26 protein-coding genes are annotated in these 22464 nt (G+C 36.7%); all 26 read right to left on the bottom strand.

Annotated features, from left to right (window positions below):
• Positions 1-343: 343 nt before the first annotated feature.
• Positions 344-1396, bottom strand: coding sequence for a hypothetical protein (locus H8S07_RS13425; protein WP_186856201.1), 1053 nt, complete (start codon positions 1394-1396; stop codon positions 344-346).
• A gap of 88 nt (positions 1397-1484) precedes the next feature.
• On the bottom strand, positions 1485-1742 hold the full coding sequence (locus tag H8S07_RS13420; protein ID WP_226977151.1) for a DUF4160 domain-containing protein: 258 nt from the start codon (positions 1740-1742) through the stop codon (positions 1485-1487).
• The gene (locus tag H8S07_RS13415; protein WP_186856200.1) at positions 1735-2007 is read right to left on the bottom strand and encodes a hypothetical protein; all 273 of its coding nucleotides are present in this window, start codon (positions 2005-2007) and stop codon (positions 1735-1737) included. Before H8S07_RS13415 ends, H8S07_RS13420 begins: the two co-directional genes overlap by 8 nt.
• Positions 2008-2104: 97 nt before the next feature.
• Complete coding sequence (locus tag H8S07_RS13410) at positions 2105-2476, bottom strand: hypothetical protein (protein ID WP_186856199.1); 372 nt, start codon at positions 2474-2476, stop codon at positions 2105-2107.
• 6 nt (positions 2477-2482) lie between these two features.
• The gene (locus tag H8S07_RS13405) at positions 2483-3484 is read right to left on the bottom strand and encodes a ParB N-terminal domain-containing protein (RefSeq protein ID WP_186856198.1); all 1002 of its coding nucleotides are present in this window, start codon (positions 3482-3484) and stop codon (positions 2483-2485) included.
• Positions 3471-4307 (bottom strand): ParA family protein, encoded by an 837-nt coding sequence (locus H8S07_RS13400; protein WP_117538448.1) that lies wholly within the window; start codon positions 4305-4307, stop codon positions 3471-3473. Before H8S07_RS13400 ends, H8S07_RS13405 begins: the two co-directional genes overlap by 14 nt.
• 74 nt (positions 4308-4381) lie before the next feature.
• Positions 4382-7168: a MobP2 family relaxase gene (mobP2, locus tag H8S07_RS13395; RefSeq protein ID WP_186856197.1), complete on the bottom strand. Its 2787-nt coding sequence runs from the start codon at positions 7166-7168 to the stop codon at positions 4382-4384.
• A gap of 357 nt (positions 7169-7525) precedes the next feature.
• Entirely contained in the window at positions 7526-7924 is a 399-nt protein-coding gene (locus H8S07_RS13390) for a hypothetical protein (protein WP_117538450.1), read from the bottom strand.
• A 68-nt stretch (positions 7925-7992) separates the two neighbouring features.
• Positions 7993-8247 carry a ribbon-helix-helix protein, CopG family gene (locus H8S07_RS13385; protein WP_117538451.1) on the bottom strand — a complete coding sequence of 85 codons (255 nt, stop codon included), beginning with the start codon at positions 8245-8247 and terminating at the stop codon, positions 7993-7995.
• 514 nt (positions 8248-8761) lie between these two features.
• A complete protein-coding gene (locus H8S07_RS13380; protein WP_117538452.1) occupies positions 8762-9553 on the bottom strand; it encodes a DUF5688 family protein in 792 nt (263 codons plus the stop codon).
• A 666-nt stretch (positions 9554-10219) separates the two neighbouring features.
• Positions 10220-10870 (bottom strand): AP2 domain-containing protein, encoded by a 651-nt coding sequence (locus H8S07_RS13375; protein ID WP_117538453.1) that lies wholly within the window; start codon positions 10868-10870, stop codon positions 10220-10222.
• Positions 10871-10882: 12 nt separating this feature from the next.
• Positions 10883-11167 (bottom strand): hypothetical protein, encoded by a 285-nt coding sequence (locus tag H8S07_RS13370; protein WP_117538454.1) that lies wholly within the window; start codon positions 11165-11167, stop codon positions 10883-10885.
• A gap of 19 nt (positions 11168-11186) precedes the next feature.
• On the bottom strand, positions 11187-11549 hold the full coding sequence (locus H8S07_RS13365; protein WP_117538455.1) for a hypothetical protein: 363 nt from the start codon (positions 11547-11549) through the stop codon (positions 11187-11189).
• A gap of 109 nt (positions 11550-11658) precedes the next feature.
• Entirely contained in the window at positions 11659-11868 is a 210-nt protein-coding gene (locus H8S07_RS13360; RefSeq protein ID WP_117538456.1) for a PF20097 family protein, read from the bottom strand.
• A 111-nt stretch (positions 11869-11979) separates the two neighbouring features.
• Positions 11980-12120, bottom strand: coding sequence for a hypothetical protein (locus H8S07_RS13355; protein ID WP_186856205.1), 141 nt, complete (start codon positions 12118-12120; stop codon positions 11980-11982).
• Positions 12121-13145: 1025 nt separating this feature from the next.
• The gene (locus tag H8S07_RS13350; protein ID WP_117538458.1) at positions 13146-13361 is read right to left on the bottom strand and encodes a hypothetical protein; all 216 of its coding nucleotides are present in this window, start codon (positions 13359-13361) and stop codon (positions 13146-13148) included.
• A 3-nt stretch (positions 13362-13364) separates the two neighbouring features.
• Positions 13365-13880, bottom strand: a complete 516-nt coding sequence (locus tag H8S07_RS13345; protein ID WP_186856196.1) for a hypothetical protein — start codon at positions 13878-13880, stop codon at positions 13365-13367.
• 576 nt (positions 13881-14456) lie between these two features.
• Positions 14457-15284, bottom strand: coding sequence for a hypothetical protein (locus tag H8S07_RS13340; RefSeq protein WP_186856195.1), 828 nt, complete (start codon positions 15282-15284; stop codon positions 14457-14459).
• Between the two features lie 151 nt (positions 15285-15435).
• On the bottom strand, positions 15436-15744 hold the full coding sequence (locus H8S07_RS13335; RefSeq protein ID WP_117538494.1) for a hypothetical protein: 309 nt from the start codon (positions 15742-15744) through the stop codon (positions 15436-15438).
• On the bottom strand, positions 15737-16858 hold the full coding sequence (locus H8S07_RS13330) for a hypothetical protein (RefSeq protein ID WP_117538493.1): 1122 nt from the start codon (positions 16856-16858) through the stop codon (positions 15737-15739). The genes H8S07_RS13335 and H8S07_RS13330 overlap by 8 nt, the downstream gene beginning before the upstream one ends.
• Positions 16824-17738 carry a DUF3991 and TOPRIM domain-containing protein gene (locus H8S07_RS13325; protein WP_117538492.1) on the bottom strand — a complete coding sequence of 305 codons (915 nt, stop codon included), beginning with the start codon at positions 17736-17738 and terminating at the stop codon, positions 16824-16826. The genes H8S07_RS13330 and H8S07_RS13325 overlap by 35 nt, the downstream gene beginning before the upstream one ends.
• Positions 17731-18528: a coiled-coil domain-containing protein gene (locus H8S07_RS13320; RefSeq protein ID WP_117538491.1), complete on the bottom strand. Its 798-nt coding sequence runs from the start codon at positions 18526-18528 to the stop codon at positions 17731-17733. The genes H8S07_RS13325 and H8S07_RS13320 overlap by 8 nt, the downstream gene beginning before the upstream one ends.
• Entirely contained in the window at positions 18528-18842 is a 315-nt protein-coding gene (locus tag H8S07_RS13315) for a hypothetical protein (protein ID WP_117538490.1), read from the bottom strand. The genes H8S07_RS13320 and H8S07_RS13315 overlap by 1 nt, the downstream gene beginning before the upstream one ends.
• A 28-nt stretch (positions 18843-18870) precedes the next feature.
• Positions 18871-19350, bottom strand: coding sequence for a hypothetical protein (locus tag H8S07_RS13310; protein WP_117538489.1), 480 nt, complete (start codon positions 19348-19350; stop codon positions 18871-18873).
• A 97-nt stretch (positions 19351-19447) separates the two neighbouring features.
• Positions 19448-20479: a glucosaminidase domain-containing protein gene (locus H8S07_RS13305; protein WP_243176038.1), complete on the bottom strand. Its 1032-nt coding sequence runs from the start codon at positions 20477-20479 to the stop codon at positions 19448-19450.
• 62 nt (positions 20480-20541) lie between these two features.
• On the bottom strand, positions 20542-22464 hold the full coding sequence (locus H8S07_RS13300) for a VirB4 family type IV secretion system protein (RefSeq protein ID WP_117538487.1): 1923 nt from the start codon (positions 22462-22464) through the stop codon (positions 20542-20544).

The following is a 22464-nucleotide window of genomic DNA, read 5'->3' as shown; positions in this document are numbered from 1 at the left end:
AGAAATGACAGAATTGAGAAAGAAAAGAATTACATCATATTACATAACTGGATCCACTTCAAAAAAGTACGATACTGCCCGATCCAGAAATACAATTTTGCTAATCTCTTCCATTTGAATCAGATAACTTATAAGTTCTTTTAGTGTTTCTGTTATGTAATATGATGTAATTCTTTTCTTTCTCAATTCTGTCATTTCTCCGTGCAAGCATTTATTTTTATATATAATATCACTTCAAAATTTAGGTGTCAGGAATGACACCCTATTTTTCAAACATTTATTTTTATATATAATATAGTTTTAAAATTTAGGTGTCAAGAATGACACCTAAATTTTTATTCTTCTACCAGTCAAAACTATCAGCAGTACTTCCATTACCAATATCAACATTGCGTTCCCTGTACTTAATGTTCCAACTTTGTCCTGGCTTCAAATCATCATATGTTCCTTTACTGCTTTTTCTCCCACTATTACTTTTTCTACTACTTCTTCTCGTTGAGCCAGTGCTGCTCCTTTTGCCGTAGGAAGAGGATGTTGATCCGGAACGATATGATCTGCCGGTTGTACCGGTGCTATTACTATAGCTATTTGATCTTGCGACCGTAGTTACCGGTTTATTCTTTACTGTTACTTTCACAGTCTTTGTAACAACTGTATCGTTTGATCCGGTAATCTTATATACCAGTTTATATTTTCCAACCTTTTTCAGCTTCACCTTGGAATCGTCTGCCTGAATACTTTTGATCAGTTTATCTTTTTTGATCCCTTTCATCCAGTCTGCTTTATTTCCTTTGATTACTTTGAAATTTCGGAAGCCCTTTACATGCTTCAGATAATCTTCCGTCACTTTAACAGTGACTTCTTTCATACTCTGATTGCCGTTATTATCTTCTGCCACAACTTCAATTTTGTTCTCTCCGGCTTTCGGAAAACTCAATGTATATTTGCTTAAGTCATTTACATCTTCTTTTTTAATATCACATCTGGAAAACTGGATGCTCTTAATACCAGATTTATCCGTCACACTCTTTACCAGATCAGATGCTTTCGCATCCCGGTTCACAATGATATTTGCTGCTACATCATTTAATGTGATTTCCGGATTTTTGCTGTCCTGTACTTTTACTTTAAACTGTACCGTTTTATCTTTGTAGGTTGCATATGCCTGATAAGTTCCTACTTTTGATGTATCTACTCTGGACAGATCCAACTTTGTATTCTCTAATGCTGTTTCATTTCCGGCAATATAATCTGCCGGATCCGTACTTAATTTATCTCCATACTCCACCACATAATTTTTCTCTTTTGCAGCATATGCATTATATTTATATATGCCTATACTAGCACCCAAAACAACAACTAAACCAACAACTGCTGCGATCCATTTTTTCTTCATAGCTTTTCACCTCATCTTGTGTTAGGTGTCAGGAATGACACCCTATTTTCATTTTTACTTTAGGTGTCAGGAATGACACCTAATTCTTTTAAAATCCAAAATACTCATACCAACGGTTCACAATATCCGCTCTATTCGCACATATATACTTTTGAATTTTCTTCAGATCACTTTTAGGAATATTTCCCTTATTATGTTCTAATATAACGCCATCTCTTTTTATCCAAAATTTTGCAGAATTTTCAGATGGTCTCCCTTTCGATACATGTATATGAATCGGTTCACCGTTTTCATTTGAGTAAAAATAAAATGTATATCCCAAAAAATCCAATAACGCTTTAGGCACTTTGTTTTTCCCCTCTTTCTCTGGCGATCTCCCATATGATAAAACTGTTATTTCTAAGATATTGCTGCATCTGCATCATCTCATCTTCCGAAAATCCATAAGATTTATAAATCTGATTTTCCGGGAGTTTTCCTTCTGCAAAATCAAAACCTTTATCATTTGGTCGTTCAAAGCGAAAGGTAATTGTCTCAAACCCAGTACTATCTTCTTCGATATCAGAAAATGTAAGTACTATATTATCTATCGTGCTGTAATAGTTTTTCATCTTGGCATTCTCCTTTCCCACATCTTGTTTAGGTGTCATTCCTGACACCCTGTTTTCATTTTTACTTTAGGTGTCAGGAATGACACCTAAATAATTTTTAATAATAGTCTTTCGTTTCTTTTATTTCAACGCCTGAAGCATCTACGGTCAATAGTAGTGCACAATAATCGATCAAAGCCTGAAAGATTACACAGCTTTTACTACATCCCAACCTTTCGGCTTTTTCTTCTATTAATGATATTTGATCTTCATCAAATATCATTGTTTCCAGCACATCCCGTCTTATATAATCCGGATTGCTTCTTTCCGTAAGCATTACTCTTGGATCAATCTTTGAATTTACAGAGAAAAAATTTCTTATTGCTCTTCTATAAAAAACCGTCTTTGTGATTTCCTCTCGCTTGGAAAGAAATTTCACCAAATCCTTGATTTCTTTCGTTATATAAAAACTGGTCTGTACTTTTTCCATGCTGCGCTACTCCTTATTCAGTAAAGTTCTTAATATCTCTATACATTCATCATAACGCATTTTCTCTTCTTTCGTCAAATAAACATACTGCTTTTTCAGACTTTTTGTAATTCCTTTCACATCTTTTTTGAAACGTTCTAAAGATACCGCATTCGGGTTATCTGCTATTTTTTCTTCTTTCTTTTCCATTACTCCTGACGGTGTTATATCTTTCCCTGTTTTTTCTGCTTCTTTCAGATAGTCTCTCTGCTCATCCTTATCCATCTTTTTTACAATCTCATCTGCCGTATTGATGGTTGTTTTCCCGAGCAATATTGCTTCTTTTAGTTCATCAGATGCGTGCTTTTCAACGTTTTCGAATTTATTTATTGTCCCACTGCTCATACCGGTTGTTTGCACAAGAATGTCTCTTGTTTTTTCACCTTTGATCATCAATTCATCTTCTGCTCCATCTTTGCTGGCAAAAGGAATACTCTCTACTCCATTCTCTCTTAACTCCTGAATAATCTCTTTCCATTCACGGATCTCCATCATTCGATCCGCATCTGTGTAATTCCTTGCTTCCTTATTTGTCGTAATAATCGAAAGCCTTTCCTTATTTTTACTACTAAGTGGAAGATCTATCTCTTCTGGATCTTTTACTACACACGGGATAAGGCTGTCCTGTGTCCATTTTGTATTTTCCGGATCTGCAATCAATTGGTCAATCGCTGTCAGTCTTCTTTCTCCACCTAACAATTTATATTTTCCGTTCTCCATTGCTTTTACATGCAATGGCTGAATTAGTCCGGTATGGTCGAGCGACCATGCAAGGCTGTTAATTTCGGCTATACTGTACTTATTCATTTCATTTTTTTCAATATCGTCTCTATTAAGATACGATATCTTTAAATCATTCTTTGATTTATCATTTAATAATCCAGCTCCTACTTTAAGCGTAGGTTCTTCTGTCTGTTCAGCTTTAAGGCTGTCTAACCCTCTGAATAACTCTTTATTAAACTTTGGCATCTTCCTTCACTCCCATTATATATTTTGTTAATTGCATGTACTCTTTTGTTGCCCGGCATTTTTCTTTACCATTATCATATGCCAATAACGGTTTTTGAACCAGTGATCCTTCTTCAATATTTTTCGTTACACTAATATTTGTCGGAAGGATATAATTTCCAAATGCCTCCTGTAACAATTCATAAACTGTTTTAGAAACATTTTTTCGTCCATTCCATTGTGTGAAAAATATACCGCCAATCTTAAGACGCGGATTATATTCCTGCACTGTCTGTACCAGATTCATGGTAATTGCTACACCTAGTAAGCTGCCGCCATCACATCTTACCGGAAGGTACACCCGGTCAGCAGCCGCTAAGCCATTTATATTGACAATCGAAACCGATGGACTACTATCCATTATACAATAATCGTATTCATTTTGCACTGCTTTTAAGTGTTTCTGTAACCGAAACTGCTGCGGCGTTTTTACATCGGCTTTCATCCGTTCCTCTGTTTCTGATAACGTCAGATAACTGGGAATGATATCCAGGTTCTCATATTCTGTTTTCTTAATTGCATCGTGAATATCCATTTCACGATCCATCAAAAGATCTTCCACAGATTTACTTCCCGGCGTATGTACATTTTCACCGTTATATACCTTGGCAAATAATTGTAAAAAATCTACTTCGCTATATAAACAGGTTGTATTCATCTGCGGATCCAGATCAATCAATAAGACCTTTTTTTGAAATTCTGTCGCTAAAATATGAGCAATTGTTGTTACACTCGCCGTTTTTCCCACGCCACCTTTGTTATTAAAAAAAATCAAATTTTCCATTTGTTTTCCTCCGATTTTATTTTATATTGATTATATAGTATAATATATTATATATATAATATTGTCAAGTAGATTTACCTCTCATACTCCTGTTCTTTCTCCGGTAATCGTGTCAGCAGCTCATGTTCCCATTCGTTCTGTCGCTGCTCATACTCATTATTCATAGATCTTTTCAAAGAAACGATTGCCTTGTTTAATGCCGATCCATACCTAATATACTCCAACCTTACACTGCTTCTTTTTTTCCCAGCATACATAGCTGTACGCATTTCCACGTTTTTTAATATTTCCTCTGCAAATGCATTGCCCTGATCCTTTGCCTTTCCCAACCAATATTTGCTTAACTCAAAATTCTGTTCGCCAGGCTCTTTCTTCATATAAAAAATTCCCAGTGACACTTGTGCATATTCATAATTATTTTCTGCAAGCTCCGTCAGCATCTGCATCCCCTCTTTTATCTCACTCTTTTGTTCTCCTTGATATGCCAGATATTTTCCCAGCACATACTGTGTTGATTCGGAAGCTCCCTTTTCCATAGCATCTCTTAATATATCCACACCTTTCCGCTGCTGTTCTTTCTCCGGCAATTTTAAATAACATTTTCCAAGAAGCTCCTTCACATAGTTATTCTCTGTACTTCCTTCCAGATAACCGATTGACTTATGCAGATCATAATATTCCGAATGCATATCTGAATAGATTTTTCCAAGTTTATAGGATGCATATTCATTTCCGTTATTCCTTGCCTTTTCCAGCCACTTAATACCTTTCTCCATCTGATACAACGGGCTTTCTTTGTCCGTATAAATATCTCCTAATGCATACTGTGCATAATCAAATCTTTCCGCTGCTTTCATCAAAAGTTTTTCTGACTCTTTAAGACTTTCAATATCTCCATTTTCCAGATTAATCTTTGCCAATTGATACATCGCATAATAGTTTTTCTTTTTTACTGCTTTTTTCAAATGTGCTTCTGCAAATTCTATATTTTTCTCCGTTCCCTGCCCCTTTAATTCCATCATGGCAATTTTATATCCCAACATATCATCACTGCTTTTTGAAAGCATTTTGGAAAATCCTTCGTATGCATCCCGGTAATATTTCTGCGCTTTTTCCTGATCCACCGCTGCTCCAACACCTTTCTCATACATACTGGCTAATCGATACGCTGCATACGCATTACCACCAATTGCAGATTTATTAAAATACTGTATTGCCTGATCATAACTAACCTCTACATCTTGCCCGTAATAATAAATATTTCCAAGTGAGTACATGGCATAAATATTCCCTTCTCCTGCAGCTTCTTCATAATACTTTCTTGCCTGTTCATAGTCTTTATCAACGCCCTGTCCATATGCATACTGCTTGGCAATTCGATATGGTACATATTGTCTTAAAAATTTATCTTTTTCTAAACTGGTTAAGCTCTCATAAACATCTTGAAATATTTGCAGGGATCCTTTGAAATATTCCCCCGCTTTTTCTTCATCCGCCTCAACACCACGACCGTAATTATAGCAAGTCCCCAGCTCATACAATGCCAATGCATTTTCCGGCTCCTGCTCCAGCAGCCGGATTCCACTTACAAATTTTTCTTTTTCATAAATCAGTTCTTTTGCTTTTTTGTAAATATTGGACCATACTACTCCTCTGCTTGATTCCACCTGATCAGAATACTTCCAGTCTTCCTCCACAGGACACCAGTTATCTTCCAGCTCCGGCTCAGGTAATTTTTCTTTTCGTCCCTGTTCCTCTGCCTGCTCCGCTGCTCTGTATTCCTGTTCCGCATTACTTCTTATTTCATTGTCATATTCTCGCAATTCTTTTAAGATGCAATTTCCAAGTTTCTTGTATAAATCCTTTATTTTGTTATTTACATATTCTTCCGGATTTCCTTTTGTCGAATATGCCTCTTGATATTTCAGACTTTGCATTTTTAATTCTGACACTAATTTTTGAAAATCATTTTTATGATACTGATCAATATATCTACGGCTCAATTCATCAATATCAGGTCGAATGCTTTTCATAAGATTCGTACTGTAATTCCACATCTTTTTATCACATTCCGGCAACTTTTTATATAACTGAAAAAATGCGTGTGCCAGTTCTTTATCCTCTGCAAGTGAATGATCTTTTTTCTGCTTAATGATCGTCCCACGTATGATCTCATTAATTTTATGATTGATATCCCTGCTTTTTATAATTTCATTTGCGATCGTACTTTTACAGGCTTCAATACTGCTTAACTTAAATCTTCCAACCATTTCCTGACTGCTTACCAGTTTTCCGTTTTTATTCCTTACCGGAGCTTTCACCTTTTTTCCGTTTTCTTCTTTCCATTCATACTCCTGATACTCTTTCACTTTCCGCATAGGATCTGGTTCTACTGTAGCAACATGGATATGGATATTATCTGTATTGTAATGAATAGAGCCACTCCATATCGCATTTTCCAATCCTTCTTTTTGCAGCATCTTCCGCATTCCTTTCCTGGTTACTTCATATATCTTTTTTTCATCCAGTATCCCATCGTGCAACAATCCATTTTCTTTTAACCAACTGTTATCAAAGGAAATCACCGTCTGCCACATCAGTGATCCTTTTTCCTGCGCTGCCGCAAATCTTTTTTTCATCTCTTTAGATTCCGCTTCTGTCAACCTATTCTTTTCAGCGGTAAATAATCCTGTAGTTTTTTCTGGATTTCCCATATAATCCGCATAAAGATCATACTCCATCGTATGCTCTGTTCTTACTGCTTCTGGGCGGTCCATATAATTAATATACTGGTTATACTTACTACTGCTTGGTTTACAGAACCGATTTTTTACTATTACTCCTGCTTTGATGTTTCCCATCCCATTTAGGTGTCAGGAATGACACCTAGTTCCTCCTTCCTCTAGGTGTCAGGAATGACACCCTGTCACTTCTTCCTCTTAGGTGTCAGGAATGACACCCTGTCACTTCTCCTCTTAGGTGTCAGGAATGACACCCTCCTGCTTCTTCCTTTTAGGTGTCAGGAATGACACCTAGTTCCTTCTTCCTCTTAGGTGTCAGGAATGACACCCTGCTACTTCTTCCTTTTAGGTGTCAGGAATGACACCCTGTCACTTTTTCCTCTTAGGTATCAGGAATGACACCCTGTCGCTTCTTCCTCTTAGGTGTCAGGAATGACACCTAGTTCCTTCTTCCTCTTAGGTGTCAGGAATGACACCTTATTTTTTCAATCGTTTTCTTTCATCACTTTTCTGCTTGAAATGCTGTATTTTATCTTTCAAGTTTTTTCTCGATTGCGAAATCACCGGAGATGGCGCAAAATCACATCCAATACAAGTAGACAATTGTTTACTGTGTAAAATCGTATTCACAGCATCCAGTAGCACTATAGAATTTTGTTCCGCTGTTTGTACTGCCCATTTCATACGTTCTTTCTGAAGATAATTTTGTTCCAACTCCTTTCTCACAGCAATTGCAATCTTTTCTTCCCACGCTTCATTCTCTTTTGAGAGCAGATAATTAATAACCTGGCTGGATGTAGTAAAACCCAATTTCGCTTGCAGTTCATTTAAGATCTTTTCGTTTTCTTCTGCTATATAAAATGATTTCTTCCTCATATGAATTTTCTTCCTTTATTAAATTTTCGAGTTAGGTGTCAGGAATGACACCTAACTATGTTCCTTCATTATTTCAGCTTTTCACTAATCTTCTCCAACGCAAGAGTATTGGATTCGATAATGTCATTTGCCTGTTCCAGTCGATCAACTACAGCATCTACTAGATTATGATATTTTTCATCGATGTTCTGGATATCTTCCAGCTCAGATACTTTTGTCAAATACCTCCGGATATATTCCTCCCGGCTCACTTTGTTCTTCCTGGCAAGTTCATCAATTTTCTTAACGACTGCCGCATCTAATCCACGCACTGATATGTTCATTATTTTGTTTCCTCCATATTTTTATATATGTTATTATATCTTTTTATTATATAGTTATCAATACATTTTTGTCACCACACTTTTTATATTTGAGAGCATGGAATCGTTAGGCTTTGCCTAACCATCAACGTAAGTTGATGTCAGATTCCTCTTATGCTCTTTACTTCTCCGAAGTTCTACTTTTTTCAATAAAAAAAGAAAATTTATTTTCTTTCTCCGCTTTACTGCTCTTTACTTCTCCGAAGTTCTACTTTTTTCAATAAAAAAAGAAAATTTATTTTCTTTCTCCGCTTTACTGCTCCGATATGCTTCAGTTGCTCTGAATACTTTTTCTACTTAGGGTGTCAGGAATGACACCCTAAAATTATTTCTTTCAAAGAAAAAGAGTGGTCTTTCGACCACTCTGAAAAATACTTCTTTTTCATAAGGTGTCATTGCTGACACCTTACTTTTTTTCAGCAGATTCTTTCTCTGCTATGTTTTTATGTGTTGGAAATTTATATTTCCATTTTTCTTAGATAATAAATGCTCTGTTCGCCAACTGCTCTCTTTCGGCTACTGTACTTACATTGACATCACGAACCATTCTGGATAAATCACCCAAATCCGTATCCTCTGTTTTCGGAACAACGATACATTCATGAATAGAACTTGGCAAGATTACAAGGTTTTCAACCGCATATTCCTTTTTAATTTCATTCATCATTTCTTTATTAAGGAACTGGACAGCCCCCTTATTTCCATGTTCATTTGTTGCAACTAACATTGTATTGTCTCCAAATGAAACTTTCAAAATCTGTCCTTCTGCAAATGTATTCTTTTCTGCCATTTTCCATGCCATTTCTTCATCAATTTTAAACTGCTCCAGCATACCTCTTTTTAATTTCGTCTCCATATACAAGGAATCATTTTCAACTACTCTTCTAACAAGGAAGCTTTCGATTTCCTCACAATATTCGCATTTTCTTCTGATTTCATCCAGCGCATTGTTATTTACTTTTTCTACTTCGATATACAAATGTTTTAAAATATCTTCCTTGTTCAAAAAAGAACTAATTTCTTTTGGAATATTTTCATCACTGACAGCTTCAATAATTTCATCAACAACCCTATCCATTTTATCTCCACGCATTTCAGCTATGGCAATAAGTTCATCTGGATACAGCAACACAGCTACTCCATACCCATCCTTTTCTTTGGTTTCAAACTCAAATGCGTGTAACATTTCTCCGTTTTTCACCACTTCTTTTTCAATAAATTTTAAACCTCTTTTTCCTAATTCTTCTTTCAGCATTTCTCTTGTCATAATAAAATCTCCTTTTTCAAAATTATTTTTTTAATGTGCTTTTTAGATTCGACTCCGGTGGGGAGCGTTCTTTTTTTCTGTCAGCGTATTTGGGCATCCTTTTTCTCCTTTCTTTATCTATGTGCTTTTTGAGTTTTCCTCACGTCTGGGTTTGCGTGTATCATGCACGAACAGGTTTCAGCGCATACGCATGGTGGAGAACAAAGTGGACCTTGCGTATGCGCTGGAATCTGTTATGATACAAATTCGCAAACCCGTGTGGAGAACTTAGCACATAGATAGCGAAAGAGAATAGCCAACGAATTTACGCTGACGAAAAAAGGGGTTCCCCTGGGGGAACCGATCGGCAAAAGGGGACTCCCATTCTTCCTTTTTCTGGCGTGCTTTCAGCAGCATATTTTCCTCAGAATAATATGCTGCAACGCCAAGTGGTCTGGGAGCCGGGCAGACCAACACAGGATGTGGTGCCGGGAATGGGACACAAATAAATCAGCATTTTACACGATTGATCAACAATGCTATTCCATCATTACCATTCCGATTCTCACCAGCAGCCACATGGCTATTTGAAATATTCTATTTACATATTTTTAAATTGCAAAAGGAACGGCATTAAACCGTTCCTTTTGCATCTGTTACTACTTATGTTTCTTTGTCTTTTAATTCTTATCTTGCCTCTTCTTGCTTTTTACCATATTTTTTTATTATCGGCCAGAACACTTCTTTTTCTGCTTCTTTCCTTGCTGCTGCGGCTTCTTCTTTCTTATCGTATCTTCCGAGGTAGTAGTTCTTCCCTTTAAATGTAATTTGCGCTTTCCACATGCCTCTCTGCTTATCCCAGGACACACCTTTAATCCCAGATGTATTATTTTTTGACATTCTTTGAGCAAGACTTTGTACACATGTGTTCTCTACTCTTATAAGTTTTTTCGTGTTCTCCTTCAGTGTTCTACCATTCTCTTGATTATGATGACCACATGTTCCTACATCTCTAGCGCGTGATATTAATCGTTCGCAATATCTTCCGCATTTCAAGCATTTGCATTTCCACACCATTCTGCCGGAAGTTTCTGCTCTCACAGGTTCTATAAACAACAAGTCTTTTACAACTTTACCTGTCATGTCTTTTTTCCGTTTACACCCGCAGGATTTTGTATGCCCGGAAGTTAATTTGTTTCTTACAATTTCTCTAATTGTCCCACATTCACATTTGCACGTGTAATATTTATTATGAGACGAATCTGTCTTATCAGACTCGCTTATTACAGTCCATGATCCGAATTTATCTCCAATATTAACTTCTTTGAGTTTTTTCATGGATTCACCCTCTTATTTACTGATTTCCCATATGTCTCCACCGGAGTTCCACTCTCCGTCTTCATCATATTCATTTTCCTCCACATAGTATTCTGTGACGTTGCACATTGTACCTGTTGCGGAGCTAAACTCATCTATTTCCGTATTGTATTTTTTCAGCTCTTCCAGAGCTTCTTCCTTGTTACGAAACTTTTTAATAAGCTCTGGACTTGCATTTGTATCATTAACTGCACATCCCACGGTCATATCTTCTTTTTTTATTTCAATGCTATTCTTTTTTAATTCATATAATTTCATAACATACCTCCGCCTATTTTTACAAATTAACATTGTCTGTTATTCTAGCTTCTTCTCCAATAAATTCAATACCTATCAGCCTATTACTAAGATAACTACCTTCAAACATATCTGTCATAGAATATTTATATCTCATAGCATCAAATCCACCGACAATAGTAGCTTTCATAACTCCGTAATATTTATTTCTGTAGGTAACTTCTACTTTCTGCATAGCAGAAAATATTATATCTACCGGATAATCTCCTTGAAGTTCAGAAATAACCTCTCTTTTAAGACCAGATAATAATTCTACATCAGAAATGCTAATGATTTCTTCCGTATATTTATTATCTTTTATCCACTGTATTGTACTTTCAATTGCTTTATTTTTTTTATGCATTTTACGCCCTTCAATATTTTCTTTTTTATTAATGAATCAATTGTATTTATATATATTTCACTATATATTATTGTGTGAATAAAAACAATACATCTCCGATCATTTATAGTTATATATCCATAATAATCTTCCGGCACTCCTTACAACAACCTGCTTTTGCCATATGTCCAGATCCCATACCCGTGTTATCACTGATACACATACCATTCTTTCGTGGTGGTATTCCGACAACTTTTCTTATATTCTCACTCCAGTAAATATGTCCGCTACTTTGTATGTATCCTGCTATCATTTCCTTGTCACAATATGGACATTTCATAATTCATTCTGCCCCTTTCATCCATTGTAAAATATCTTCCTTTTTGTTATAATCTTTTTATCGGAGGGCGGTGGCAAGCCCACCCTCTCTGGTTTCTCTAAGCCAAAAGGCTTATTTATCAGCTATTTCCAGTTCTGGAAATTTGATTCCCAAAATACCAGCTAAAGCTTTTAACGCCTCATATTCCGATGAACCTTTTTCTGCTTCCCGGTTTAAAAACCGTTGCATTTCTTCTTTCGTCATTTCTTCCATGGCTACTCCTTTCTCCTCTTGCCCGGTTGATGTCTTTACAAGCACATCAATTGTGATACACTTATTATCTCATTTGCAAAGGCTTATCACAACCTATTGATTAACCTATAAATGAAACTTTTTTCATTTTTAATGTGCTTTTTAGATTCGACTCCGGCGGGGAGCGTTCTTTTTTTCTGTCAGCGTATTTTGGCATCCTTTTTCTCCTTTCTTTATCTATGTGCTTTTTGAGTTCTCCTCACGTCTGGGTTTGCGTGTATCATGCACGAACAGGTTTCAGCGCATACGCATGGTGGAGAACAACGTGGACCTTGCGTATGCGCTGGAATCTGTTATGATACAAATTCGCAAACCCGTGTGGAGAACTTAGCACATAGATAGCGAAAGAGAATAGCCAACAAAATTACGCTGACAAAAAAGGGGTTCCCCTGGGGGAACCGATTGGAAAAAGGGGAATCTCATCCTTCCTTTTTCTGGCGTGCTTTCAGCAGCATATTTTCCTCAGAATAATATGCCGCAACGCCAAGTGGTCTGGGAGCCGGGCAGACCAACGCAGGATGCGGTGCTGGGAATGGTACACAAATAAATCTGCATTTTACACAATCGATCAACAATGCTATTTCATCATTACCATTCCGATTCTCACCAGCAGCCATCTGACTATTTTTGACTGTTTCTTTTATGTATTTTTATAATGAAAAAGAACGGCATTAAACCGTTCCTTTTGCATCTGTTTGATTCAATTAAATTTCTTCTGTTGAGGGAATTACACTTTCTCATCCTCTTTTTCTTCTATTGCTTTTGCATCCTCTTTAACAGCTCTTTTGCAGAGCGAGTCCGGCCACTCGATCTGTGCGGAGGGCGGAAGGTAGAATACACGAAAAGCCAGCTATAATGCCGGCTTTCGCTATATATAGAACCCATAAAATTTGGCGCGATTTTTTCATTTTTTCTAACTGCTCCGGTATAAGATTAGCCAATTTCATACTCTTCCAAGAAACATTAAATTACTACTTTATGTAATTTTACATTTCAGGATCTGTATCTTCAAATTCCTCCGGATACAGATCTTTTAAGATTTCATATAATCCTTCATAAATCCGTTGTTTCATTTCCGGTGGAACGTCCGGAACATCTTTACTTTCTTCTACTTCAGGTTCTTCATCCAGACAGGTATCTGCTAATAACTTTTCTTCCGGTTCTGCAAGCTCAGCAACTATAGTTCTCTTCCAATGCTTCATATTTTATTTCCCTTTTACTTTGCATACAATATTTAAATTAACTGTTTTTACATTCTCTTTTTCATTAACATCATCATACTTCCAATCTTCCAATATAGATAATAAAAAGCCTCTTTTATCTGCATTTCTTTTTCTAACAATAATAAGATATCCCATATAAACATCAATTATACCAGTTATTATAACTATAATCATTGCCAATTTATTCAATATTCCTTCCGCCTTTATATCAATAGCAGTAAATATCAAAGTAACAACACCAATTAGAATTGCAATATCACCCTCTCTATTAAGTGAATTTTCAAATCCTTTAATATCCGCTTTCATAGTTTCTACAATTGTACGTTCTTTTTCCCGTTGGGACTGATCTCCACCTGCTTTTGCAGCAGTTCTTTTAATCTTTTCAATGATTAAACTTCTACTTTTTTCCAAATTGTCCATCCCTATTAAATTCATATACTGTTCATAGTATCTTTCATAACTTCTTTTCTTTCCAAATGTAAATGTTATTTTTCTCATGTATTTTTATTCCTTCATATTTATATTATATAGTATAAATGAACTTCAGATATATGTAAATATTGGTCTTCCTTAACCGTAAAGCAACGTCCCATATCTTTTTCTTTTTTATAGAAATCTCTTTCTGTGTATATTCCATTCCATTTATAGATATGAATCTGTATCTTTCCCAAGAAATTTATCCAATTTAGCATAAATATAATATATAGGATAGTATGAATATGCATATAGGAATAATATGCTCTGCTTTTCTACGTCCCTGTATCGCCCTATAAATAAGGTTTTCTGGTAATAATGGCAGGAACATTTTTAGACTTGATTCCGCAATTTATGATCATCAGATTAGACTTAATTTCTGATATCCGGAATGGATTTAGACCGATCTTTAAAATATGTACATGATTTTGGACTGTTCAATAAAAAGAAAAAGCATCCATATTACGTTATAGGCTGCTTTTACGATTAACTCTATGCTATTTTTCTTGTGTTTTCCCCGGATTCAGAGCTTTCCTTTTCCTGGAGACCATATTCTTCCACTTAAACCAGACCTGACAGCTATGCTGAAAGATCTGTTGCTTATCCAATAATGCTCTGTTTTAAAATTTTATGTACGTATCGACAGTTCAGAAGATTACCGTTCTCACCATTGATCCGGATTGCAGATGCCAACATCCGTTTCAATGCGTTTAGCGACTTTCCTTCCTCTTTTAACATCGGACGGTACTGCTTCAATAAGTTTGCCGTGTCAGCCAGCTCCTGCTGTGTGCTTTGCAAACGATTTCTTCTACATTCAGTTGCCACAAAGTACTCAAATTCCTGCTCCTCTACACCTTGCTTCTGCATCGGTGAAAATACGGAATGACGGTATGTCATATAGTATTTTTTATCCTTGATGCCAATAGAAAAGAACTCTTTCAGGGAATGTATATAGTAACGCAATACTCTACTGGTTACGCCTAACATTTCCCGAAATATCTTATAAAAGTTATGCACACCAACCTGATAGCTGCTCCGGTTTTCATGCGTCCGCTTAAGGAGCTCCATTAAGAGATATTTTTCATTTGCCTTCAGCTTTTGGAATTTCTTCTGATGAAATACCTGTCGGTGAAGGTTCACATAACCTTCCTTGAATGATTCCGGATATGAAAAATCATTTCTTAATATGACGATATCATAATCTGATTCCGTCTTCTTTTCATAAGTGATAATTCCTTTTTCAGACAGTGAGCGCAGAGAATTATAAAAGCTCTGTTTGCACATGCCAGTTTTTTTACATATATATTTATAGTGTACTCCATAAATGTTACCGCTGATATCCTGAACCTTTGCAATACAAAGGAAGAAATCCATCTCCTTATTTGTTAAATTTCGTAATTTGGGTAACAAACTATATTTGATTCTCATACGCTCACCTCCTCCTTAATTTCCATTTTATATATTGACATCTATACATTTTTTCATTAATATAGATGCATAGGGAGAATCTTTTTTCATAAGTACATAACGTAAGCATTTTTCCTTTCGGGCAAGTCTCCGCCAAGACTTGCCCCTTTTTCTATTTTGGGATCCATGCACTAAGCTGCAGATACATTTCTGTTCCGATTTTAAAAAGCTCTGTTCGTGGTGCCGGATATATAAGCCCGGCAAGTCCTATTATTGCCAGTGCAGCGATCACTATTGTCGCTGCAATCCGGATCAGCGTCCCGATCACTTTTACCAACGTACGGAATACGCTGCTTTTTTCTACTATAATTTTTTCTTCAGCATCATCTATATGATGCTTTTTCTTCAGCTCTCTCTGTGATTCCTGGAAGTCATTTTTTGCCTGAATGTCTTCCACTATATTTTTCCTGTATTTACTCATGTTTTCCTCTTCTGAAAAAGCCTTTTTTCTTTTTCGCTTTCTTTTCTTTTTTCTGTTCCGGATCATCCAATATATCACGATATAATTCAAGATGTGTTAATTTAAATGGATCTCTACAGTCTTTCGCAAAGAATGTGCTGTCCCTTTTATCACCCATCAATTCTAAAATATCATCCTGTTCTTCCCGGTCTTCTGATGTAAAATTAAAAATGTATGCCATTTTTTGATAGAAGTTATTTTCAATCAACATGTATGTTTTTTCAAATTCCCCAGGCTTAACGCCGACAACGCTGATCTGTATATTTTTTTCCAGGAATGAAATTTTATTGAATCCACGGTCATCATACACCCCATAATCGTATATGTAATAATCATAATCTTGCTGCAAAATATCCGGAAGTTTTTCCATCTTATAGTACATATCAATTCCCCGATATGTCGCCTTTCCATTCACCGGATCAACTTCCACATCTTCATATGCTTCTACTAGTGCTTCTACCCATTTATGCTCATTCATTTCAATATAACAAGCCTTGTATCCGCTATATATGAGATATTTCACAAGCTGTATAGCTTGCGTAGTAGTTCCCATCCGCTTTATAGCTCCCACTACACCTATAGTCTTTGCATTAGCAATATCATTATTTTTCTGTGATATTTCAACTTCATCTTCAAAATTCTGTCCCATATCTGGTCTTGTACGTTTCCCGGCAATGCACGCTTCCAGTTCTTCCTTTTTATCAGCCAAACGATCACAAAATACACATGTAAAAATCCCCTGATAATTTAAATGCATGATCAGATCACTCTGTCTGTTAATATCGGTCGCATCCATCACCGGCAATGCCTGATTCGCAAGTTGTATTTTTTTGATCACTTCAGCAATTTCTTTTGCCGGAGTAGCATATTGACCAATATCATACACAATCACTTTACACCCTTCACAGGACAATATATCATTTACCTGATCTTCTATATGCAAACTGGATTTTATGTATTTTACCTGCCATCCATGTTTTTTCGCTACATCTTCTGTCCAATAGCCTTTTTCTGTATTCCCAACGTAAACAAGCATATCTTTATCCTTTCTTCTTAAGCAAGTCGTTCCAATCATTTTCCTGTTCCGGAAGATCTACTATAATCTGAACATCCGGTCTTTCCTTTCCTATGATCTTTTTCAGGAGATCACAAGCCAGCTTTCCACCGTGATCGTTATTTGTTCCGATCCAGATTTCCTTTATACTCCTATCCGGCAGATAAGAATATATACTTTCCACTTTTCCGACACCAGCTAGAGCAAGATAATTGAAATTTTTCCAATGTTCTCGCTTAAGCGTCATGACTGATAAGCTCTCAATCATACTTTCCGTGATATATATAGCGGCCGCCTGGTTATCTACATATATTCCCTGTTTATAATCACATCCTGGAACGTCTCCATAAAAAGATCTGTATGTATTGGTTCCGCGTAGACAGGCAAATACCGGCTTTTCTTTTTCTGCATGGTCATATCCGACAAACACACAGTTCTTATGGACATCCTGATATAACTGCTTTCTATGAATCATTTCCTGCACTATATCCGGAGCAATTTTTCTTGTCTTAACCAAATACGCAAAAACATTATGCATATGCTGGTCTTTCTCCGGTAACCGGAATATCCTTTTTTTATCTGCTGACCGGATTTCAAATTGCGGAAGCTGTGACAATTGCTCTGCTCCACCAATCTCCTGTGTCAGCACTTTTAATACTTCATGAAGATCCATATTGGTAAACTCAAGAACAAAGTCAATGATCGATCCGCCTCTCCCAATCGCAGTTCCCATAGTCGGAACAGAATTACGCCAAAAGCAATTTTTTTCCGGATCTATGATCACAGAGTCATGCTCTTTCAAACTATAATATTTTCCTTTTCGTTTCACAGTAAATCCCAGCCGTGGTGCATAATCAATAATCCGGATCTGTTCTTTTATGATCTGATAAACGTTACTCATTTGCTATTTTCTCTTTCTGTTTTTCAATGTTAGATACTCTTTGCTGATATTCCGTTACTTTGTTTTTCAATTCTTCCATTTCATCCGTGTTCATCTGCTTCTGGCTCTCTGCATCGGATATCAATTGCTCTGTATTTTCTTTCTCCTCATCTGTTTGATAAGTTTCCTTTTCTTTTAATTCTGCAATCTTATCATCAATCCGGAGATTTTCCTGATTCAGTTTGCCTTGCTTTTGTTCCGCTTTTTGAATCTTCTTATTATAATCTGCTATCTGGCTGTCACAGCGCAAGACTTTATACTCTGTTCGGGATCTCTTCTCAATTTTTCCAACTTTTTTTACATCCTGTAAGCTGCTATACAGTTTTAACGTCGTGTCTTCACTCTCTTTCGGCATGTCCATCCGAAGTGAGATATCGGACCAACGACTTGGCAGATCTTTTATTTGCAACACTATCCAGTCATCTTCTTCAATGATCTTATCGACATATAGAGGATTTCCATTCAGATCCACTGCCGAAAACTTGTATCGGTTAATTCCATCATATCTTTTGTTTGTAATGTCAAGTTCCACTTCCATTTCATTTTGCTGCTTAGAATATTCCCATCTGATCAATTTTACTTCTCGGTCATTCCAATCTACTGTAGTACCTATTTTCGTAGCATTTCCAGACTGAACCGGAATACGCAGCCAAAATCTGGATGTAAAAAAAACTGTATATCCTCCAATAAAAAGAAAAAGAACGATTGAGAAAAATATATTACGGTTTCGTTTTTTTCTTTCGCTTGCCATTAGCGTTCCCTCTCATAATCATAGATTTTCTCTGAGCGTAACATCTGAACCGTCTTTTTTTCAGAAATTAACGCTTCATAGAATTTCGAATCTACCATTTTCTCATTAACGTATTTCAATTCCATTTCCACTGTCCGTCCCCACTCCATATCCTGACACATTTTTTCACTCCAGGATTCCGGTGGCCCAACGACAAACATCACATCCGCCATCATTAGATCTTTACAGATCTTCATATCTTTATATTTTTCTCTGGCAATTGCTTCACATGCTAGTTTCTTGTCACTCGGACAACATATATACATCTGTCTCATTTTCCTCACTCCTCATTTGTTTACATTTTTATTTCTTGTCGATGGTTTTACAAGTTCCGCTTTGCATATCTTCCACAACGTAAAAAGATTTGTTTCCTTTTTCTAAGATCATCCAATATAATTTTTTCCCCGAATCATATTGTGTGGTCACATCATTTCTGGATATAATTTTTTCATTTGTATATCCATTCATCAGCATCCAGTTTTTGATTGCATTTTCAAATGCTGCATAATTTTTTATCTGCTCTTTCACTTCCGTCCGCATATCACAGATTTCACATTTAATATCACTCAATTCTGATTCTTCCTGTGGATATTCATCCTGTTGTGTCTTTTCTTCTTCACTTTTCTCTTCATTATTAGTACGTATTTTTTCTTTTTTAACTTTTTCTATTTTTGCGTTTTCTCCTGATTTTTTACTCTGTCCAGGCATTCCAAAAAAGATAATGCCCATCAATACAACTGCAAATATAATAAGTAATACTCCTATTATTCTTCTTGATTTCATCCATCTTCTCCTTTCTCTTCCGGCCGGATCAGCCGGAAGGAATCTATCGTTAAATGGTTACGGTGTGATACACCAGCCTATCCATTGGTGCAACCTATTAATTCAATGGTTCGCCTGCGTTCCAACCCCATCCAAACCATCCATTTTTCACAAATGAAGTTAATGTCTGTTTTTTCCAAATACCGGTATTCGACACAACCATGCCGTTGCCAACATATATACCAACATGACCGAGCAATGCGTGGCAGCTTCCCGATTTTCCGGAACCCCTGTTATAAACCGTTGCCCCAATCGGAATATTTTTTGTCGAAGTAGATACGCCCCATGTCATCCAACCATTGTGTGCACAGCATATAGATTTATACCGTCCACCTAACGCTTTCTGATATACCGTAGCAACCCATTTCTGACACTGGCCGCCACGGCAGCCAAACAAACTTCCCTGCATGGCTACGTTATATACCTTTTTCTGTTTTTTTGTAGCGTGCTTCAGATCCTGCCCTCCGGTAGATTCGCCTCCGGTGCTATCGGTATTAGATAATCCTGCCACAGTCATATGATCCAGCCTGGAAAGATTGAATTTTTTCATATACATATTCAAAGTATTATACTGATTCTCGCACCATGGAGATTTTGATAATGCTTCTAACTGTGCCTGGCTTCCAGATCTCTTTCTTGCTGTTTCTGCTATCTTTTTATAAGCTGAAGAAGTAAGTAAAAGCCTCGCCCTATCTTTCAGTCCTTGCGAGTAGGACGTATATTTTCGATATGTACCGGTGGCTCCTCTGGTTCCATCCCATGTGACTTCACCCTTCCAGCTACTTCCAGTTCCCGTTGCTTTGAGTCCGAATAAGTTATATTCTTTTGACGCTGTATTGTATAGAGACGTTCCATCCCATGTACCGCCAACTTCCTGCTGAGCCTGCGCGATCGTCACACTAGCATAGATTCCATATTTTTCCTGCAGTTGCAAACTAGTTACCAAGATTTCATTTGTAACCCAGGGCGGCATCCCATCTAAATCGATTTCTACATCCTGAACATCATCATTTCCATTCTCGTTTTCTCCATTAATGATACCTAAAATCATTACGATACTCTGTGTTGTTGTAGTGACTCCGATCAGCATTAATGCCAACGCAGCAATTCCTATTATAAATATTGTTTTTTTTATCTTCCTTGTAACATCCACTAAACGCCTCCGTTAAACAGCTTTTCTTCCTCTTTCGTCAGATGCACGCGGAACTCCAAATTTTTATCCGATGCAATGCATAAGATATTTTCGCCAACTTCCAATTTAGGGATCTTATTTCGCTGCGATCTGGTCAATGTACTTTCAAATATCCGGTCAAGTAACGGCAGTGTGTTGGAATCCTGATGAAATATAAATTTGTACTGTGTCAATTCAAAAATCTTTTTCAAATCATCGATTGCCTCATCTGCAGATCCTTCCGGAACATAGTCACGAATGGACTGGCTTGCCAACATGATGCCGCCAAAAAATTTTCTTGCCTCTCGTAAATAAATGGTAATTAATTCCAGCGCGTGTCTTTTTTTAGCATTCAGCCATCGATGGCTCTCATCAATAATCATCAGGAAACTGGTAATATCTTCTAATTCAATCTCACCTTTTCGATACATTTCTGACATTAACTTTCCATTCGTTACACAGTTATCCCAGCACAGAGAGATCATATTAAAAATCTGTGCATCAAAAATCGATGCTTTCATTTCTTTTACGGTTGACAAATCGAAAGTTACGATTTGCTCATCCAATATATTGTCAATAGATGTATACCCATCAAATAAGGATCCATATGTTTCAACAACGTTTCCAATCACACGCCGGATCTTATCTACCAAAATTAATTTTTTCTTGATCAGCTCCATCCCTACTTCATTTACATAGGTACTTTCCTGCATTTCTTCTATTTTTTTATCAAGAAATTTTAGAAAATCTGAAAAAATCGGATATCTGTCCGCCGGCAATCCAGTAATCTGGGTAACAGCCTGTCCACTTTTCAATTCCATTCCGAAATTCTTATATAGTTCTCTCAAAAGCTCTTCAAACTCAACGATTTCTTCTACGCTTGTATTTCCTTCCACCAGATATTTATACAAAGTGGAAACCTTAGAGATATGCCGGATAAAGGAGATTCCTTCATTGTCTTCCGCACGTAATACCTCTAATGGATTTAATACGCCATTTGTTCCATCCAGTTTAATTACTTTGCCACCAAGTGTTTTGGTTAGGATCGTAAATTCTCCGGAAATATCAAATGTACGTACATAATTTCCTTTGATCGCATTGCTCAGAAAACGTTTTTTCAAAAGAGTAGATTTTCCGGAACCCATTGTTCCGAAAACAATGGAGTTATAGTACAGCCTTGTAATTGTTTTTGTAAATTCGTTAAATAAAACATTTCCACCACATGGCGTACGTCCCAGAAAATCTCCTGTCGGATCTTCTAAGGAGCTGTAGTGAAACGGATTTCCGGCCGCCACAACACTTGCAGTTAACGGTTGTCCATATGTAAAGAAAGGTTCTTGCTGCTGACGGTTATATGAACGAAATACAGACATCCACTCTGTCTCGGATTCATTCAGGAAAATTGCAGTTTTATATCCACCACTTTCTAATTTTGCCATGATATTTTTTACTTTATCTTCCAACTGATTCCAGGATGGATCTGCCACAAAAATACGGACATGTAATAATTTGATTACTTCACCCATTGCAGATATTTCATCGTAGAGTCGTTCCATCTCCTGATATCTCTGCTTAGCATTATATTTTTCCTGAAAATCGGTCGCTTCCATATAGCGGCTCTGCTGCTCTCTCATTGACCTGTTAATATTCTTCTGCACCTCGATAATATTATCGGTTGCAATATCAACGGTTGTGATCGTGTTATTGATATTACAAATTTTGGATAACCAAAACTCTTCCAGTTTCTGCGGAAATTCATATATGTGTATACATGTCTCATATCCGCTTCCGGTTAATACATAGCGACTGTCCGCAAATGTGACTCCCCCCTGCGGCTGGATTCGTTCCATCAAATATGGATCATAACTATTTTTCTTTTGCTTTTTTTTCTTTTTCCTAAACAT

This window comes from Dorea hominis, assembly GCF_014287705.1.
GTDB lineage: Bacteria > Bacillota > Clostridia > Lachnospirales > Lachnospiraceae > Dorea_D > Dorea_D hominis.
Note: the sequence above shows the minus strand (reverse complement) of the source record. Positions and strands in the feature narration are given on the sequence as shown.

Coding starts and splice junctions, on each gene's coding strand:
- H8S07_RS13325 (WP_117538492.1), bottom strand. CDS start 17,738: ATGAGTAACGTTTATCAGATCATAAAAGAACAGATCCGGATTATTGAT.
- H8S07_RS13405 (WP_186856198.1), bottom strand. CDS start 3,484: ATGCCAAAGTTTAATAAAGAGTTATTCAGAGGGTTAGACAGCCTTAAA.
- H8S07_RS13300 (WP_117538487.1), bottom strand. CDS start 22,464: ATGTTTAGGAAAAAGAAAAAAAAGCAAAAGAAAAATAGTTATGATCCA.
- H8S07_RS13345 (WP_186856196.1), bottom strand. CDS start 13,880: ATGAGAAAAATAACATTTACATTTGGAAAGAAAAGAAGTTATGAAAGA.
- H8S07_RS13370 (WP_117538454.1), bottom strand. CDS start 11,167: ATGAAATTATATGAATTAAAAAAGAATAGCATTGAAATAAAAAAAGAA.
- H8S07_RS13330 (WP_117538493.1), bottom strand. CDS start 16,858: ATGATTGGAACGACTTGCTTAAGAAGAAAGGATAAAGATATGCTTGTT.
- H8S07_RS13415 (WP_186856200.1), bottom strand. CDS start 2,007: ATGAAAAACTATTACAGCACGATAGATAATATAGTACTTACATTTTCT.
- H8S07_RS13380 (WP_117538452.1), bottom strand. CDS start 9,553: ATGACAAGAGAAATGCTGAAAGAAGAATTAGGAAAAAGAGGTTTAAAA.
- H8S07_RS13360 (WP_117538456.1), bottom strand. CDS start 11,868: ATGAAATGTCCATATTGTGACAAGGAAATGATAGCAGGATACATACAA.
- H8S07_RS13355 (WP_186856205.1), bottom strand. CDS start 12,120: ATGGAAGAAATGACGAAAGAAGAAATGCAACGGTTTTTAAACCGGGAA.
- H8S07_RS13400 (WP_117538448.1), bottom strand. CDS start 4,307: ATGGAAAATTTGATTTTTTTTAATAACAAAGGTGGCGTGGGAAAAACG.
- H8S07_RS13390 (WP_117538450.1), bottom strand. CDS start 7,924: ATGAGGAAGAAATCATTTTATATAGCAGAAGAAAACGAAAAGATCTTA.
- H8S07_RS13410 (WP_186856199.1), bottom strand. CDS start 2,476: ATGGAAAAAGTACAGACCAGTTTTTATATAACGAAAGAAATCAAGGAT.
- H8S07_RS13315 (WP_117538490.1), bottom strand. CDS start 18,842: ATGAGACAGATGTATATATGTTGTCCGAGTGACAAGAAACTAGCATGT.
- H8S07_RS13425 (WP_186856201.1), bottom strand. CDS start 1,396: ATGAAGAAAAAATGGATCGCAGCAGTTGTTGGTTTAGTTGTTGTTTTG.
- H8S07_RS13305 (WP_243176038.1), bottom strand. CDS start 20,479: ATGCTGATCGGAGTCACTACAACAACACAGAGTATCGTAATGATTTTA.
- H8S07_RS13350 (WP_117538458.1), bottom strand. CDS start 13,361: ATGAAGCATTGGAAGAGAACTATAGTTGCTGAGCTTGCAGAACCGGAA.
- mobP2 (WP_186856197.1), bottom strand. CDS start 7,168: ATGGGAAACATCAAAGCAGGAGTAATAGTAAAAAATCGGTTCTGTAAA.
- H8S07_RS13375 (WP_117538453.1), bottom strand. CDS start 10,870: ATGAAAAAACTCAAAGAAGTTAATATTGGAGATAAATTCGGATCATGG.
- H8S07_RS13365 (WP_117538455.1), bottom strand. CDS start 11,549: ATGCATAAAAAAAATAAAGCAATTGAAAGTACAATACAGTGGATAAAA.
- H8S07_RS13310 (WP_117538489.1), bottom strand. CDS start 19,350: ATGAAATCAAGAAGAATAATAGGAGTATTACTTATTATATTTGCAGTT.
- H8S07_RS13385 (WP_117538451.1), bottom strand. CDS start 8,247: ATGAACATATCAGTGCGTGGATTAGATGCGGCAGTCGTTAAGAAAATT.
- H8S07_RS13340 (WP_186856195.1), bottom strand. CDS start 15,284: ATGAGAATCAAATATAGTTTGTTACCCAAATTACGAAATTTAACAAAT.
- H8S07_RS13335 (WP_117538494.1), bottom strand. CDS start 15,744: ATGAGTAAATACAGGAAAAATATAGTGGAAGACATTCAGGCAAAAAAT.
- H8S07_RS13320 (WP_117538491.1), bottom strand. CDS start 18,528: ATGGCAAGCGAAAGAAAAAAACGAAACCGTAATATATTTTTCTCAATC.